We start from the raw sequence: 15751 nt of genomic DNA on the forward strand, positions 1-15751 counted from the left end.
TCTTAATGGTATACTTCCTCATTTCGATTCCTTTTGTCATCTTTGTTCGATTGTTTACTTAGCCATTTAATAAATAACCTTTCATGTTTAGTCGTTTTTCTTGTTAAACTTTTCTCAAAAGAACGCCGTAATTTAGGATAACTGTCATTCAAGTTACTCTCCTCCTAATTTTCTACTATTTCCCTTTACCCACTATTTCGAAAACCAACCAAAAAACTGCTCACATACGTAAACAGTTTTTTGAATCAATCACTTATGCATTTTTTCTTGTTGTCCCGACTTTTGTCTTATTCGAAGCAGTTGATTCTGTTGTTGATTTCTTTGTTGTCGATTTCTTCTTCCTTGTAGCAGGCTTTTTTGTTTTAGTTTTATCAAGCGATGCTTGTAAGGCAGACATTAAATCAGTCACATTTGAGGCTGCTTGTGCTGGTTTCTTTTCCGTTGTAGTCACCGTATGCTTGCCAGTTTTCTTTTCTTCAATTAAATCCATTAATGCTGTTCGATAATCATCGTTATATTTATTCGGATCAAATGTAGTTGTAAGTTGATCAACGAGCATTAAAGCAGTATCAAGCTCTTTCTGAACAACCAACTGTTCAGCAGGAACATTCGGTACGTCTTCAACGTGTCTTACTTCATCAGGAAAATGAATGGTCTCCATTAGTAACGTATTTTGATATACCCTTACAATCGCCAGTTGTTCTTTTGAACGGATAATTATTTTTGCTATCCCAATTTTACCTGACTCTACTAAGGCTTTTCTTAATAATGAATAAGCTTTCGCACCACCATTATCTGGAGCAATAAAATAACTTTTCTCGAAATAAATAGGATCAATTTCCTCTAATTTCACAAAATCAATGATTTCTACTGCTTTATCTTCATTTTCTTTTTTTAATTTTTCTAATTCCTCATCGTCTAACACGACAAATTTATTTTTTGCATATTCATAAGCCTTTACAATATCTTCATTTTTCACTTCTTGGTCACACCCAGGACAGACCTTTTGATAACTGATTGGCGTATGACATTCTTTATGCAATTGCCTTAGCTTAATATCTTTGTTTTCTGTCGCTGTATGAAGTTTGATTGGGATGTTTACAAGCCCGAAACTGATACTACCTTTCCAAACTGTATGCATAACGAATCACCTACTTTTTTTCTTAATGTGCAATAATTTCTCTTCTTTTATGTATGTAACTAAGCAAAGTGTTTACGCTAATGTTATAACTTTTAAAAAGGAAAGTAGGTAGAAATAGTGAAACCTATGCTGTTATCACCTGCAATCGATTTACCACCTGAAGAAGGATGGTTATTCGAAACAAAATACGATGGATTTCGATGTCTATTAGTCTGGGAACAGAAAACCCCACAACTTTTAAGTCGAAATGAAAAGATATTAAACAAGCAATTTCCTGAAATTATTAGCTTTTGTGAAACCATTTATCCTACGATCAAATCCTTACTTCCTATTGTTCTTGATGGTGAACTAGTCTACTTATTAAATAATCATCATAGTGATTTCAAACAAGTTCAACTTAGAGGACGGATGAAAACAATTTCTGTCATTAGCAAACATGCTGCAAGTTTCCCGTGCCACCTTGTAGTTTTCGACTTACTAAAAAAAGAAGGAACCTCGCTATCTAATGAGCACCTACTAATTAGGAAAAAAGAATTAAAAACGCTATTTAACTCTTTACATTTACCCGTTACATTGAATTATGGAAATAATGCAAGATTACAAATGATCGTAAGTGAAAACAATAGCAAAAAGTTATGGGAAAAGGTTCAATCATATAATGGTGAAGGAGTGATCGCTAAAAGAGAAACAAGCATTTGGGAAGGAGGCAGACGAACAAATAACTGGCTAAAAATCAAGAATTATCGATATGTTTCTGTTTGCTTAACAAAGTATGATCAGAAAAATGGTTATTTTCACGGCTCCATTTTTAAAATTGATCAATTAGTGGATGTAGTTATTTTTAAACACGGACTCTCTAAAGAGGAAGAAAAAACCTTGCAAAACTTTTTCAAAACAAATGGTGAGAAAGGATCTGACACAACATGGGAGTTAGAACCATCTATTTGTGTGAAAGTCGCGTGTATAGATTTTGATGGAAAACAACTCAGGGAACCACATTTTCATACATTCAATTTTGAAATAGAACCAAGTGAATGTACATGGGAAGCAATGTTACGACAACTTCACCCATTACCACAATCGATCGCCGTTACAAATCCCGAAAAGCCAATTTGGCCAAAACATTCTATAAATAAAGATGATTACTTGCTCTATTTGCAAAAGGTCTCCCCTTATCTCTTACCCTTTTTAAAAGAAAGATTACTAACTGTGATTCGTTATCCACACGGCGCAACAGATGAACATTTTTATCAAAAGCATCGTCCTGACTACGCACCTTCTTTTATAGACACCGAACTTGTTGAAGACATTAATTACATCGTCTGTAATAAAATAGACACACTTCTCTGGTTAGGAAATCAATTAGCATTAGAGTTTCATATACCATTTCAAACAAGAACCACTGCTAACCCAACAGAAATTGTCTTTGATTTAGATCCACCTTCTGTGAATGAGTTTTCATTAGCAATTGAAGCAGCCTTACAAATGAAAGCTATTTTTGATCAATTTAACCTTGTGTCATTTGTAAAAACATCTGGTGGGAAGGGATTGCAACTATATATTCCCTTGCCAGAAAATCAGTTCAGTTATCAAGAAACCCGTTTATTTACACAATTTGTTTGTGACTTTTTATGCGAACAACAACCTAATTGGTTTACGACCGAACGACTAAAAAAAAATAGAGGGAATAAATTATACCTTGATTATATTCAGCATGATGAAGGAAAGACAATCATAGCACCGTATTCCCCCGCGGAAGTGATTTAGGGCAAATTGCCACACCTTTGCAATGGAATGAGGTAAACGAATCATTAAAGCCCTCATTTTTCTCCTTACCTGCAGTAATGGAGAGGTTAGACAAACTGGGCGACCCTTTTCTTCAACTAAGGCAATTGTCTAGTCAAGCTGCATTTGGTCAAGTAATTAAGCAATTATCAGACTTAGTAAATAAATGAGCCGGCATGATTACTCCCACGCCGGCTCATTTGAAAAATTATTAAATCCAAGTAACTATCTCATTCAGCTCTTTTCGCGTTTTCGGTCTAGGCTCTGCTGCACGATATCCAAAGGCTACCATCATCGATACATCAAAATGATCATCTTCTAATAACCCTTTTTCCTCTAATAAGTTATGGACGAGTTGGTAATCAAACCCTTCAATTGGACATGAATCAATGCCAATGTGAGCAGCAGCTGTCATCATATTAGCTAAAGCAATATAGGTTTGCTTACAAGACCAATCAAAAATCGAACGTTCATCATCAAGTAAACCAAACTTCTCTTGAAAATTTCTGTATCTATTCGGAATTTCCTTAATAACCTCTTCTGGAAAACCTTTAACGGTTCTCAGATGGTTCGTAATATAGTTAGAGTCAAACCTTACATCTTTACTCGTCCGAGCAAGAATAATAACAAAATGACTTGCCGTTGGTAACTGTCCGGCAGCTCCCCAAGCAATTTCTTTGAGTTCTTCTCTGAACTCTTGATTTTGAACGACAATAAACTTCCAAGGCTCTATTCCAATCGAGCTTGGAGATAACCTAGCTGTCTCTAAAATAAACTGAAAGTCTTCATCTGAGATTTTCTTAGTCGAATCAAATTGTTTTGTCGCATGTCTAAAATGAAATGCATCAAGTATTTGTTTTTTTACATTTCCCTTCTCCACCTACAACACTCCTATCCTATTAATGATAGGATGTATCGTATCATAATCAATAGAGCGAAACAAATAGAATGATTATGTTTCATTTCTAAACATTACTTTCGCTAAAGCAATGGCTGAAAACCCTGCCGTTAATTTTCCGATCATCATAGCAAACACCATTTCCTGCTGTATTCCTGCAACAAACCCTAAATGCCCTCCTAATACAAAAGCACCGCTAACAGCAAATGCAACGTTGATTACTTTCCCTTTATTATCCATCTCTTTTAAAATCGTAAACATTGGGATGACGTGTGCTAAAGAAGCAATTATTCCCGTAGTTGCGGTTTCACTGACCCCTAAAATCTTTCCTATCTTTTTCAAACGACTATGAAATATCTTTTGGATAAAGGCGATCATCGGAAAGGCCCCAGCTAATACGATGACAATCATCCCAACTACTTGAATTCCTTCATCAAGCGGAATTAAATTCGGAATGACTGTAATTCCTGTCAATGTTTCGATTATATTGGCTGTTAATCCAACAATGGCTACTATCTCAATTGCCTTACCAAAAAAGCGGAATCCTTTTATCATGAGAGTAGTTGCTTTCCACAACCCATATGCTATACAAAGTGAAAAGATCATTGCCGGAATCAAATTTAATAAAATCATAATTAAATTAAATCCTGCTATTAGCCCGCCAATGAGGCAGCCAATTGGTATCGTAATAATCCCTACTAAAATACCTTTTGCAAAAAAAGGTTGATCTTCTTTCCGGATCATTCCAAGAGCAATTGGTATCGTAAATACAATTGTAGGTCCCATCATCGTCCCTAGAAAAACCCAAGCAAACAGTTCAGCATCTTTATTATGAGACATTTCTACAGCTAAAGCGTAGCCCCCCATATCCAGTGCTAACATCATATTTGCAAAAGTAGCAGGATCTGCCCCTACCAACCCAAAGATCGGTTCCACAATAGGAGTAAGACCTCTGGCAATTACCGGTGCAAGCGAAACAATACCTACCATCGCAAGCGTTAAAGGACCCATTGCCATAAAAGCATCTGTAAAGCCTTGTCCGAAACCCCACCTATTACCAAAGCATTTATCAATAGCCCCTATAATTAAAAATACAACCATGATATATAGTATAATTTCATTAATCCCCATATTAAGTCCTCTTTACTATTTTCTTTATTTCTACTTCCTCAAATTCCACAGTTACCTAGTACACGTTCACCAAACAACGCATATTGTGTATTAACCCTCCTTTTGAAAGGTGGTGTTGTTATGGGTTACTACGGTCCATGGTATAGAGGCTACGGATACTGCTGCCCCCTCCACCGAGACGTTATGGTACAGGGTTTGGGTTCGCGCTAATTGTAGTCCTTGTAATTCTCCTCATTATTCTTGGTGCCAGTTGCTATAAGTAACGTTAGTGGATGAGGCTGGGATATAACTTAACTTAACTAAAACTCTTCTTTTCCCGGTTTCATCCTATTTTTTCTAACATGTGCTTACTCTATTTTAATAGGCATCAGAAACAGAAGAAAGTAAAATTTATTATTCCCTCCATACATAAAACAGAGCAACTACTTTTGACAAGATTCGATACAAAAAAAACTCATCGACTCATTAATTTGAGATCACAAATGATTATGTTATAGTAATAACTGATAAAGATAACGAAACTTAGGAGGGCACTTAATGAGCGTACATATTGGTGCAAAACAAGGCGACATAGCAGAAACAATTCTTCTCCCTGGAGACCCATTACGAGCAAAATATATAGCTGAGACTTTCTTAGAAGGTGCTGTTTGTTACAATGAGGTTAGAGGAATGTTAGGTTTTACAGGTACTTTTCAAGGCAAACGAATCTCTGTTCAAGGTACAGGTATGGGTGTTCCCTCAATATCGATTTACATTAATGAATTAATGCAAGAATATAATGTTCAAAACCTGATTCGCGTCGGTACTTGTGGAGCTATTCAAAAAGACGTCAAAGTAAGAGATGTCATTCTTGCAATGAGTGCTTCGACTGATTCGCAAATGAACCGTTTAACATTTGGCGGAGTTGACTATGCTCCTACAGCAAATTTTGACTTACTAAGAAAAGCGTACGATGTTGGTGTTGAAAAGGGGTTAAATTTAAAAGTAGGAAATGTCTTTACAGCCGATATGTTTTATAATGATAATTCAGAGCTTGAAAAATGGGCTAAATATGGAATATTGGCAGTTGAGATGGAAACAGCAGCCCTTTATACAATTGCCGCAAAATTTGGTAGAAATGCATTGTCTGTCTTAACCGTAAGTGATCATATTTTAACAGGTGAAGAAACAACCTCAGAGGAACGTCAAACTACATTTAGTGATATGATGGAAGTTGCTCTAGAAGCCGTAACGAAATAATTGAAAAAGACACCGTAATTGGTGTCTTTTGTCACTAAATATAAAACCTAACAGTAATTTAACTAGATTTCATCAAACGTAAAAGAGCATCTATTAGCCTAGCTTTTCTTGAGAAGCGGGCTTTACGTGTAATTCTGAGCACGGTCCTGCTTGCAACATGTAGCTGCCACCATCATGACCTATTATTTGTTTAACTCCTTTAGCCACTTCAATCATTTGTCCTAAATCAATTCCTGTTTCTATCCCCATCTCATGAAATGAGTGCACTAAGTCCTCAGAAGCGATATTCCCTGATGCACCAGGTGCGTATGGGCAACCTCCTAATCCCGCAATTGAACTATCAAAATGAATGACACCTTGTTGAAGTGCAGCAACAGCATTTGCTAATGCCATCCCTCTTGTATTGTGAAGATGCATAGAAAAAGTCATCATAGAAAATTGTTCTTTTAATTGACCTAGAATAGAGTGAACTTGAACAGGATTAGCCATACCTGTTGTATCTGCTAATGATACTTCGTCAATTCCCATCTTAATGTAACGATTTAATATAGAAGCAAGTCTACTTACTGGTACTTCACCTTCATATGGACAGCCAAAAGCTACAGAAATTGATCCGCCGACTTTCACGCCTCTTTTAGTCGCAACTTCAATAATTGGCTCAAGTTTGTTCTGTGCTTCTTCACTTGTACTGTTTGCATTTGAAAGACTGTGAGAATCTGTAGCAGATAGCATAAGTTTAAGCTTCTTAATCCCAGCATCAATTGCACGTTCCGCTCCTTTCACATTAGGAACTAGTGCTCTTAATTTAATATCAGTTAAATCTTGAGATCGTCTTACAACTTCCTCTGCATCCTTCAGTTGCGGAATAGCTTTCGGATGAACAAATGACGTAATCTCCATCGATTTAACACCTGTACTTGCTAATTTTCTAATAATATTTAGCTTTGTTTCTGTCGGAATCCACTCCGTCTCGGCTTGGAAGCCATCGCGTGGAGCCACTTCACATATTTCTACTTTCTTAGGTATAAGCAGTTGATTATGATTCGCCATTATATGATTCCCTTCTCTTTAAGATTTGCTACCTCTTCAGAAGTTAAGCCTAAATCCAACAATACTTCTTCATTATGTTCTCCAAGCTCTGGTGCCCGATGGCGGATAGCTCCAGGTGTTTTTGAAAACTTCGGAACTACTCCTGGTACTTTAATTTTCCCTAAACGTGGATGTTCCACTTCGACAATATTTTCACGTGCTTTGTATTGTGGATCATTAAAGATGTCTTCTATTGTAAGAATTGGACTGACTGGAACCCCATATGAGTCTAGCTTCTCTTGTAAATCTTTCTGTGAAAATTGTTTAATCCAGCTTGATACAATTCCTTGAACTTCATCATCATTCTTTAATCGCTCAGAGTTTGTGTAATAACGATCATCCTCTAACATATCCATCCTATCCATAGCTTCAGCTAAGCGATTGAACGTGGAATCTGTGCTGCATACAAGTACAACAAATTTGCCGTCTTTCGTTTCATATGTGCCTGCTGGACTTGAGTGGCCGGCTAACCCCGGACTTCTTTCTCGCACTTTTCCATTTTGATCGTACTCGGCTACTAAGAACTCTAACATACGGAAGATCGATTCATATAAACCCATCTCAACCACTTGACCTTCTTCATCTTTATTAAATTCTTGCCCATATAGTGCACTTACTGTAGCAAAAGCAAGATATACACCTGTAATATAATCTAGTAAGGAGTAAGATGGACTTACAGGAGCACGGTCTGGATATCCTTGAATAGCAGTATGTCCACTAAAAGCGGTACAAGGTGTCCCGAAACCCGCTTTTTCACGATAAGGTCCCGTTTGTCCATAACCAGAACATCTTGTCATAATTAATTTAGGATTCACTTTTTTTAACTCTTCGTACCCAAGACCCCATTTTTCCAAAGTACCCGGTCGGAAGTTTTCAATCAATACATCTACTTTTGCAATTAACTTTAAAAATATAGCCTTTCCTTCATCTGAACGAATATCTAAAGTTACTGATTTTTTGTTTCGCGCTAAACCAGGCCACCTTAATGGTTCAGTTCCTTTCCATGGACCTACTGTGCGAAGTGTATCCCCCTTGCCAGGTAATTCAACCTTTGTCACCTCCGCACCTAAATCTGCCAGTAAAGTTGCCCCAAACGGAGCTGCAATCATTGTAGAAATATCCAAAATTTTAACACCAGTTAAAGGACCAAATTTCATTTGATTCATCTCTCTCACTTCCCATTCTAGTTATTTACTCTCTCCTAATACATGTTGCCTAATGTGATTTAAGTGAACTAAACAAGCGTTGATTGCCTCTTGTGAATCTCTTCTTTTAATTGCATCTAAAATAGCTCGATGCTCCCTTAAAGATGCTAGATAACGAGATTCATTATTTAACGTTTGTTTCCTAACTTGTCTAATCATATTTAAATTTGACTCCATCATTGATACAAAAACAAAGTTTTGAGTTGCCTCTGCTAAAGCTAAGTGAAAACTACTATCAGCTTCGACATGGTCTTTCGGATGCTTTAATTTTTCTTCCATCTTCTCCATTACCTTTTCAAGTTTGGCAATGTTCTCCGGAGTTGCTCTTTTGGAAGCAAGTTCAGCAATTTTAGGCTCAAGCGCTTCTCTCGCTTCTAAAAAGTAAATAATGGCTGTTTTCTCAATCATATCAACTGTATTAAATTGATATTTCACCGTCAGCTTTTGGTCTACTCTCTGAATAAACCTTCCACCACCTGGTTTTGAAATAATAACTCCTTCTGACTCCAAAACCCTGCATGCTTCTCTTAATGATGTTCTGCTGCAACCAAGAATCTCAGCAAGCTTTCGTTCAGCAGGAAGTCGATCACCTGGTTGTAACTTCCCTTCCTCTATTAACTGCAACAGTTGATGAACAATCTTTTCATAAAGCCTTTCATTTTTTACAGAAGAAAAAGGTGATTTTTCCATAGTTTGCTCTCCTAATGAGAATCGGACTATTGATTAGTCCAATTTGTATTTAACTAAATTATATGACTTTAAGCGATTACAGTCAATACAAACACTTCATTTTTCCGATAATTTAAATAAAACCTCTTTTACACGCTCATAAGATTTTAATAACAACAAAAATTACGGAAAAAGCTAAATAAAAAACACCCACTTGACAATGAAAGTGAATGTTTCTATCTTATATAGTGATTATGCAGTTAGTTTGTTGCCCTCTTAATAATATTAATTACCTGTCTTAAATCATCAACTGGAATTTGACCTGGAGCTGAACTGTTTTGTCCTACTCCAAATGTAATAGTAGAGCCAAACACAAAGCCAAACATCCTCGTAATCGCCCCGTATTTCCCCATAGAAATCGTAACTAAAGGAAGGGTAGTTGATTTTGCAGCTTCTTGTGTTACTTGCATAAGCAACATGACATCATCTAGACTTTGAGACATGACGGCAAGCTTAACGAGATCAGCACTATTTTCTTTTGCAGCAATACATTTATCCATTAAAACCGTAGCTTCGGGTGTACGTTCAAAATTATGATAAGATAAAATTAATCGTACATTGTATTTATTCGTTTGTTCCCTAACAAAATGAATGTCCTCTTTCTTATTAACTAACTCATAGTCAACGATATCTAGGTTACCAGTCGCACATAGATTTACGATAAGTTCTAATTTCTTTTCTTCTGAAAGTGGGATTGGATTTCCACCTTCTTTTGTAGAACGTATAGTAAATAAAATGGGAAGATCGTTAACGTATGATCGAATAGTTGATAGTGCTTCTATCATTTTTTTTGTATCATGTAAATCTTCAAAAAAATCGGCACGCCATTCTACTAAATCTGGTTTCTTCTGTAATGAAACTTCTAATTCTTTTATTATTTCCGTTTTATTTGTTCCAACTAATGGAATACAGATCTGCGCATTCCCATCACCTAGCTCAATCCCTCTTACCTTTACTGCTTTCCGACTTTCTATTGCTCCGCTCATCTCATAATCCCCTCTGAAAACCACCTTTAATTTTCTAAATAATGAAATAGTTCCTCTAATCATAGCGGAATTCACCTTCTCGAGCAACCTTATAAATCTTACTTCTCTTATATAATTTGTATACCCCTACACTTTCACGCTTTTATGCTTTTAATGAATAAAGTATACTTGACAAAAAACTGAATTACAACCATTTTCTGAATAAAATCAATCTCTTTTCATTCTTATGAACCAGTATGAAAAGGGGCTATACAAATAACTATGTACCTATCATTACATAAAAAAAGATAGATTCCTAATGATCAGAATCTACCTTCATCTTTATTCCTACTGTATCAAGTTGTTACATGGTGAACTTTCTTGCCTGGAGAATAAATGTCCATAATATTCCAATGTCCTGCTGTCGGTGTCGGGTTGTTAATCATTGGTACGTCAATAACGACTGGCTTATTTAGTGAAATTGCCTTTTCCAATGCCGGTTTGAATTCTTCAGCAGAATTAACCTTAATGCCTTCAATACCGTATGCTTTTGCAATTGCAGCATAATCAGGAGAATAACTTTCACCATCAATTTCAAATAGCGTACCAAGTGTTGTGCCGAAGTGTGCTTTTTGTAAACCAGCTATCGTTCCGAAAGCATAGTTATTCATAATGACCCAAATAACAGGAATGTTTTCTTCTTTAGCCGTTGCTAGTAAAGCAGGATTTTGGCCAAACCCACCATCTCCAACTAATGATAGGACAACTTTGTCAGGTTTAGCAATCTTTGCTCCAAGTGCAGCAGGCGCACCAAATCCCATAGTTGCGAAACCGCCTGGTGTTAAAACGGAACCAGGAGTGTAAATTGGAAATTGCTGACCTACTCCATTTTTGTTCCACCCTACATCTGTTGTAATGTATGCATCTCTAGGTAAAACTTCGCGCAATTCACTTAAAATGCGTTGCGGTTGCATAGGAAAGGCACTGTCTGTTTCAAATTGACGGTTGTTTTCCTTAAATTCTGCTCGTTGTTTGGCAATTTCATTTTCAACTGCTTCATTTTTAAAACCTTCAGGGTATAGTTCTTTTGCTACTCTGTTAATCACTTTAAGTGTTTGTTTCAAATCTGCAACAATACCCATTTCTGCTGGATAGTTTCTACCAATTTCACTAGCATCGATGTCAATATGGATCAATTTCGTATTTGGAATATCAAATGTATATTCTGGTTCCCATGAACTACTGTCTGCTTCTGCAAAGCGAGTTCCTAAACCAAGAATCCAATCAGCAGTTCTTGTCTTTTCATTAATAAATTTTGTTCCCCAGAATCCTGTCATTCCAAGTGTAAGGGGATGATCATCTGGAAGAACACCTTTACCCATTAGGGAATGAGCAACTGGAATACGTAAATGGTCCACTAACTCCTTTAACTCGGCAGTAGCGTTTGCGAGAACTACACCGCCCCCTACATAAATAATAGGATTTCTAGCCTCGACTAATGTTTCAACTACTTTTTTCGCTGTTACATCATCGATCGATGGTTTTTCTAGTTTCTTAGTGTGATGCTTTACTCTTTCAAATGTACTTTCCTCTACTTCTTTTGAAAATATATCCATCGGAACAGAAACAAGTACTGGTCCTGGGTTTCCACTTTCTGCAAGTTGGAATGCTTTTTCGAGTATTTCTGCTATATGTTCTGGTCTCTCTACCCGCCAAGCACGCTTAACAAAAGGTTTGTATACATCTACTTGAGCAGCATCCGAATGTAAGTTAATTTCTTGGTGAGGGTGCTTACCATAATAATGACTAGGAATATCTCCTGCAATTACAACCATTGGAATCGAATCTAATGCTGCGTTTGCCACACCCGTTGCCGCATTTGTCAATCCTGGTCCAACGTGACTTAAAACAACAGAAGCTTTATTTTTAACGCGTGCATAACCGTCTGCTGCCGTTGAGGCAATTTGCTCATGCCTTACATTCACAAAACGAATGGAACTTTTTTCTAGCTCTGTTAATACAGCTATATTGGTATGTCCACATAGACCAAAGATGTGTTCAACACCACGATCTTCAAGGTATTTCACTAGTAAATGTGAGACTAACTTTTTCATATTACACTTCCTCCTTGAAATCCAAAATTATTTTGCCGTATTTACCTGATACAGCATCTTCATAAGCTTGTGCATACTCTTTAAAAGGCAAAACTTTAGAGATAACAGGTTCTACATTGAAGCTTTCTTGTGCTAAAAATTGAGCACTCTTTTGAAAGTCGTTCGGAAAATTATAAATGATTGACCCATGAATGGTAATTTCTTTTCGCACAACTCGTACGATTGGTAGTTTGACTTCTTGTGGCATTCCAACAAGTACAACATCTCCACCAGGCTTTACAATATCAACCGCTTGAATGACAGATGCGCCAACCCCAGCAGCTTCTATAACAATTTCAAAAGAATCAGCTTCAATTTCTTCAGGTAGTACAGCCTTCAAACCAGAAAAACTATTCTGCGCTTTTGCTAGTTTTTCTTTATTAATATCAATAGCTGTTATATTGGCTCCTAAGTAATGAGCTAACGAGATAGCTAACATTCCCTCCGTTCCACAGCCGATAATTGCTACTGATGAACCTTTACTAATATTGACTTTCTCTAATGCATGAACAATTACTGAAAAAGGTTCTATTAATACGGCTTTTATATCTGATAATTCTTCAGGAATCGGCATCACAAATTTTGAAGAAATGACAAACTCTTCTGCAAAACCTCCATCCATATTCACACCTAGAGATCCTTTATTTATACAAATGTTCTTCTTGCCTTTACGGCAATACTCACACTCGTCACAAAAGGTGTTAGGTCCAACGACAACTCTTTTACCAACTTCATAATTTGCCAGTTTCCCCGCTTCAATTACCGTGCCAATTAATTCATGGCCCGGACGTACAGGGTATGTTGCATGTGGAATCTTTCCTTTGAAGACGCCAATATCCGATCCACAAATACCGGCGTGAATCAATTTTATTTTCACTTCATCATCTTTTAGTGACGAGACAGATGAAAATTCCCTTAATTCTAATTCACTAGGTTTATTTAAATACAACCCTAACATTTTCACCACAGCCTTCTTTCACATCCTCTCATTCAAAAAACAAGAGATGTATTTTCATGAATCATTCCGGAATTCTTAATACGATCATTTTTGTTTCTGTCATATCTTCAATAGCGTACCTAGGGCCTTCTCTACCGATCCCACTGTTTTTCACGCCACCATACGGCCAATGATCTAATCTAAAGTTAGACGAGCCATTTATAACAACACCACCAACTTCAAGAGCATGAGCTACTTGATAGGCAACATCCATTTTGTTTGTGAAAATTCCTGCTTGAAGACCAAATTCTGAGTTATTTGTTTCCTCTATTGCTTCTTCTATTGTTTCATAAGGAATAATTCCAACAATCGGTCCGAACACTTCCTGACATACCACATTACTTGTTTTTGCTGGGTTTAGTAGCAATGTTGGTTGAACAGATGCGCCATTTCGTTTCCCGCCTGTAACTAATGTTGCACCTTCTTGAACGGCTTCGTTAATCCACTGCTCAATTCTCTCAGCCGCACCTTCATGAACTAAAGTACCAACATCTGTATCAGGTAAAAGTGGATCTCCGACTTTCAACTTTTCAATTTCTGTTTTTAGCAGCTCTGCAAATTCTTCTACAACTGATTTGTGAACATAAACTCGTTGAACAGAAATACAGCTTTGCCCTGAATTACTGAATCCTGTTTTAGCACAAATATCTGCTGCTCTCTTAAGATCTGCATCCTCATGAACAATTGTTGAAGCATTTCCTCCTAGTTCAAGTAGAACTTTTTTCATTCCAGCAATCTCACAAATATTCTTGCTAGCAACCGTGCCGCCGGTAAAAGAAATAATGTTAACTCGATCATCTTTAACAATTTGTTGACCTGTTTCTATTCCGCCAAGTACCATGTTAACAGCATTCTCTGGTAAACCAGCTTCTAATAAAAGTTTAAGTAATTCAGTAGCGATCAATGCAGTTTGTGGCGCTGGTTTTAGAATCGTGCTGTTCCCAGCTGCAAAAGAAGGGCCTACTTTATGACATACGAGATTCAAAGGTGCATTAAAAGGTGTAATAGCTGCAACAACCCCTACTGGTACTCGGAAAGTTGTCGCAATCGCTTGAGATCCTCTCTCAGATACATCCCCTGGTAAAGTTTCACCCGTTAAACGCTTTGCTTCTTCTCCAGATAATTCAAGCGTTTCAATTGAACGTGCTACTTCATCTAATGTATTTTTTAGAGGTTTTCCTAGTTCTAATGAAATTAACTTAGCAAACCTTTCTTTCTCTTGTTCTAATAATGCAGCAGCCTTTTTTAATATTTTCGCTCTATTATATGAAGTTATTTTAGCGATATCTTTTTTAGCAGCGAAAGTTGCTGCTAAAGCTTCCTCTACATCGTCACTTGTCGCTAAATATTGCTTGCCAATTACTTCACCAGAGTATGGACTAGTAACTTCTAACACTTCTCGATCAGAAGAGATCCATTTGCCATTAATAAAGGGCTTTGCTTCTAAAATAGTCATGATATTTCACCTGCTTTTCAAAGTTTTAGATCGATCTAATTAATTGGTAAAAAATACAGGTTCCCTACGCGTAATTAGATCGATCTAATTAATTGGTATCTGAAACCGTTAACATGATCTTACGACAATTTTTTTGTTTAAGCAATACTTTTATTGAATTTTCTTTTACTTTCATTGTTAGTTAAAGAATTATGAAACTTTAAAGTTATTTCATGCAACTATTTCTTACTCATCATTAATTACTCAATTGCCTATTTTATTAGTTTGTTTTTCTAAAATTCGAACTATTATTTTTTACATGATTGACATTCTATATTATACTTGTATTAATATGATTAAATAATTGAAAGAGAGCTTTAAAATGACAAATATCATTCAATCACCACGTGAAAAAAGTATTGTTTTTATTGGGTTTATGGGTGTTGGGAAAACCACAATAGGAAAGCTGGTCGCACAAAAGCTGTACAGATCGTTTATTGACATCGATCAAGAAATTGAAAAAGAATATGGAATGCCCATCCCCGAGATCTTTCAAACTATTGGCGAGAAGGCATTTCGTGAAAAAGAAAAGGAAACAATTTCGCGTTTCTGCCAACAAAAACTAAAAGTCATTTCTCTTGGCGGCGGAGCCTTTTTACAAGAGGAAATACGCGAAATGTGCTTATCAAACTGCATTGTGTTCGCCTTAGATATTTCATGGGATAGATGGAAAGAACGCTTAAACATTATTATTGATAACCGTCCCGTTTTAAAGGGTCGATCCATCGATGAAATTGAGGAACTTTTCTACAGCCGCCAGGAAATTTATTCTAATCATAATTCTAAGTTAGTGACAGACGATTTAGATGTCGAAGAAGTTGCGGACTACATTACAGAGTCTTTGAAGTTAGCATGGGACCTTTATGAGTAATAGAGTATTCGTTGCCTGCACGACTTTTCACTCATTGTTAATTAACACAAAGA

At 36.6% G+C, this 15751-nt stretch carries 15 protein-coding genes; 4 read left to right on the top strand and 11 right to left on the bottom strand.

Annotation, left to right across the window (positions count from 1 at the left end; all coding sequences use genetic code 11):
- Nucleotides 1–2: 2 nt before the first annotated feature.
- Nucleotides 3–152, bottom strand: a complete 150-nt coding sequence (locus BkAM31D_RS23630) for a hypothetical protein (RefSeq protein ID WP_157076753.1) — start codon at nt 150–152, stop codon at nt 3–5.
- A gap of 101 nt (nt 153–253) precedes the next feature.
- Entirely contained in the window at nt 254–1141 is an 888-nt protein-coding gene (ku, locus tag BkAM31D_RS14465) for a non-homologous end joining protein Ku (protein ID WP_066150810.1), read from the bottom strand.
- 126 nt (nt 1142–1267) lie between these two features.
- On the opposite strand from ku, the gene BkAM31D_RS14470 reads away from it, so the two are divergent.
- Nucleotides 1268–2908, top strand: coding sequence for a DNA ligase D (locus BkAM31D_RS14470; RefSeq protein WP_306807472.1), 1641 nt, complete (start codon nt 1268–1270; stop codon nt 2906–2908).
- Nucleotides 2909–3137: 229 nt separating this feature from the next.
- On the opposite strand, the gene BkAM31D_RS14475 is transcribed toward BkAM31D_RS14470, so the two are convergent.
- Entirely contained in the window at nt 3138–3806 is a 669-nt protein-coding gene (locus BkAM31D_RS14475) for an NAD(P)H-dependent oxidoreductase (protein ID WP_066150816.1), read from the bottom strand.
- 72 nt (nt 3807–3878) lie between these two features.
- Complete coding sequence (gene eutH / locus BkAM31D_RS14480; protein ID WP_066150819.1) at nt 3879–4955, bottom strand: ethanolamine utilization protein EutH; 1077 nt, start codon at nt 4953–4955, stop codon at nt 3879–3881.
- Between the two features lie 209 nt (nt 4956–5164).
- On the opposite strand from eutH, the gene yjcZ reads away from it, so the two are divergent.
- The gene (gene yjcZ, locus BkAM31D_RS24405; RefSeq protein ID WP_257391673.1) at nt 5165–5218 is read left to right on the top strand and encodes a sporulation protein YjcZ; all 54 of its coding nucleotides are present in this window, start codon (nt 5165–5167) and stop codon (nt 5216–5218) included.
- Between the two features lie 274 nt (nt 5219–5492).
- Entirely contained in the window at nt 5493–6194 is a 702-nt protein-coding gene (deoD, locus tag BkAM31D_RS14490) for a purine-nucleoside phosphorylase (RefSeq protein ID WP_066150822.1), read from the top strand.
- Between the two features lie 93 nt (nt 6195–6287).
- On the opposite strand, the gene BkAM31D_RS14495 is transcribed toward deoD, so the two are convergent.
- The 7 genes from BkAM31D_RS14495 to BkAM31D_RS14525 all read right to left on the bottom strand — a co-directional run bounded on the left by BkAM31D_RS14495 (nt 6288) and on the right by BkAM31D_RS14525 (nt 14788).
- Nucleotides 6288–7244 (bottom strand): hydroxymethylglutaryl-CoA lyase, encoded by a 957-nt coding sequence (locus BkAM31D_RS14495; RefSeq protein ID WP_066150826.1) that lies wholly within the window; start codon nt 7242–7244, stop codon nt 6288–6290.
- Nucleotides 7244–8449 carry a CaiB/BaiF CoA transferase family protein gene (locus BkAM31D_RS14500; RefSeq protein WP_066150830.1) on the bottom strand — a complete coding sequence of 402 codons (1206 nt, stop codon included), beginning with the start codon at nt 8447–8449 and terminating at the stop codon, nt 7244–7246. The genes BkAM31D_RS14495 and BkAM31D_RS14500 overlap by 1 nt, the downstream gene beginning before the upstream one ends.
- A 21-nt stretch (nt 8450–8470) precedes the next feature.
- Complete coding sequence (locus tag BkAM31D_RS14505) at nt 8471–9178, bottom strand: FadR/GntR family transcriptional regulator (protein WP_066150833.1); 708 nt, start codon at nt 9176–9178, stop codon at nt 8471–8473.
- Nucleotides 9179–9417: 239 nt separating this feature from the next.
- Nucleotides 9418–10203, bottom strand: coding sequence for a type I 3-dehydroquinate dehydratase (aroD, locus tag BkAM31D_RS14510; RefSeq protein ID WP_066150838.1), 786 nt, complete (start codon nt 10201–10203; stop codon nt 9418–9420).
- A gap of 335 nt (nt 10204–10538) precedes the next feature.
- Nucleotides 10539–12296 carry a thiamine pyrophosphate-binding protein gene (locus tag BkAM31D_RS14515; protein WP_066150841.1) on the bottom strand — a complete coding sequence of 586 codons (1758 nt, stop codon included), beginning with the start codon at nt 12294–12296 and terminating at the stop codon, nt 10539–10541.
- A gap of 1 nt (nt 12297) precedes the next feature.
- A complete protein-coding gene (locus BkAM31D_RS14520) occupies nt 12298–13293 on the bottom strand; it encodes a zinc-dependent alcohol dehydrogenase (RefSeq protein ID WP_066150844.1) in 996 nt (331 codons plus the stop codon).
- A 61-nt stretch (nt 13294–13354) separates the two neighbouring features.
- The gene (locus BkAM31D_RS14525) at nt 13355–14788 is read right to left on the bottom strand and encodes an aldehyde dehydrogenase family protein (RefSeq protein ID WP_066150847.1); all 1434 of its coding nucleotides are present in this window, start codon (nt 14786–14788) and stop codon (nt 13355–13357) included.
- A gap of 361 nt (nt 14789–15149) precedes the next feature.
- Here BkAM31D_RS14525 and BkAM31D_RS14530 point away from each other — a divergent pair, with 361 nt between their 5' ends.
- Nucleotides 15150–15698 (top strand): shikimate kinase, encoded by a 549-nt coding sequence (locus BkAM31D_RS14530; protein WP_066150850.1) that lies wholly within the window; start codon nt 15150–15152, stop codon nt 15696–15698.
- Nucleotides 15699–15751: the final 53 nt, after the last annotated feature.

Source organism: Halalkalibacter krulwichiae, assembly GCF_002109385.1.
GTDB lineage: Bacteria > Bacillota > Bacilli > Bacillales > Bacillaceae_D > Halalkalibacter > Halalkalibacter krulwichiae.

Bases quoted from the DNA above. Each gene is read 5' to 3' on its own strand.
- ku (WP_066150810.1), bottom strand. From the start codon at position 1,141: ATGCATACAGTTTGGAAAGGTAGTATCAGTTTCGGGCTTGTAAACATC.
- BkAM31D_RS14500 (WP_066150830.1), bottom strand. From the start codon at position 8,449: ATGAATCAAATGAAATTTGGTCCTTTAACTGGTGTTAAAATTTTGGAT.
- BkAM31D_RS14520 (WP_066150844.1), bottom strand. From the start codon at position 13,293: ATGTTAGGGTTGTATTTAAATAAACCTAGTGAATTAGAATTAAGGGAA.
- BkAM31D_RS14530 (WP_066150850.1), top strand. From the start codon at position 15,150: ATGACAAATATCATTCAATCACCACGTGAAAAAAGTATTGTTTTTATT.
- BkAM31D_RS14470 (WP_306807472.1), top strand. From the start codon at position 1,268: ATGCTGTTATCACCTGCAATCGATTTACCACCTGAAGAAGGATGGTTA.
- BkAM31D_RS14495 (WP_066150826.1), bottom strand. From the start codon at position 7,244: ATGGCGAATCATAATCAACTGCTTATACCTAAGAAAGTAGAAATATGT.
- BkAM31D_RS14515 (WP_066150841.1), bottom strand. From the start codon at position 12,296: ATGAAAAAGTTAGTCTCACATTTACTAGTGAAATACCTTGAAGATCGT.
- eutH (WP_066150819.1), bottom strand. From the start codon at position 4,955: ATGGGGATTAATGAAATTATACTATATATCATGGTTGTATTTTTAATT.
- deoD (WP_066150822.1), top strand. From the start codon at position 5,493: ATGAGCGTACATATTGGTGCAAAACAAGGCGACATAGCAGAAACAATT.
- BkAM31D_RS14505 (WP_066150833.1), bottom strand. From the start codon at position 9,178: ATGGAAAAATCACCTTTTTCTTCTGTAAAAAATGAAAGGCTTTATGAA.
- aroD (WP_066150838.1), bottom strand. From the start codon at position 10,203: ATGAGCGGAGCAATAGAAAGTCGGAAAGCAGTAAAGGTAAGAGGGATT.
- BkAM31D_RS14525 (WP_066150847.1), bottom strand. From the start codon at position 14,788: ATGACTATTTTAGAAGCAAAGCCCTTTATTAATGGCAAATGGATCTCT.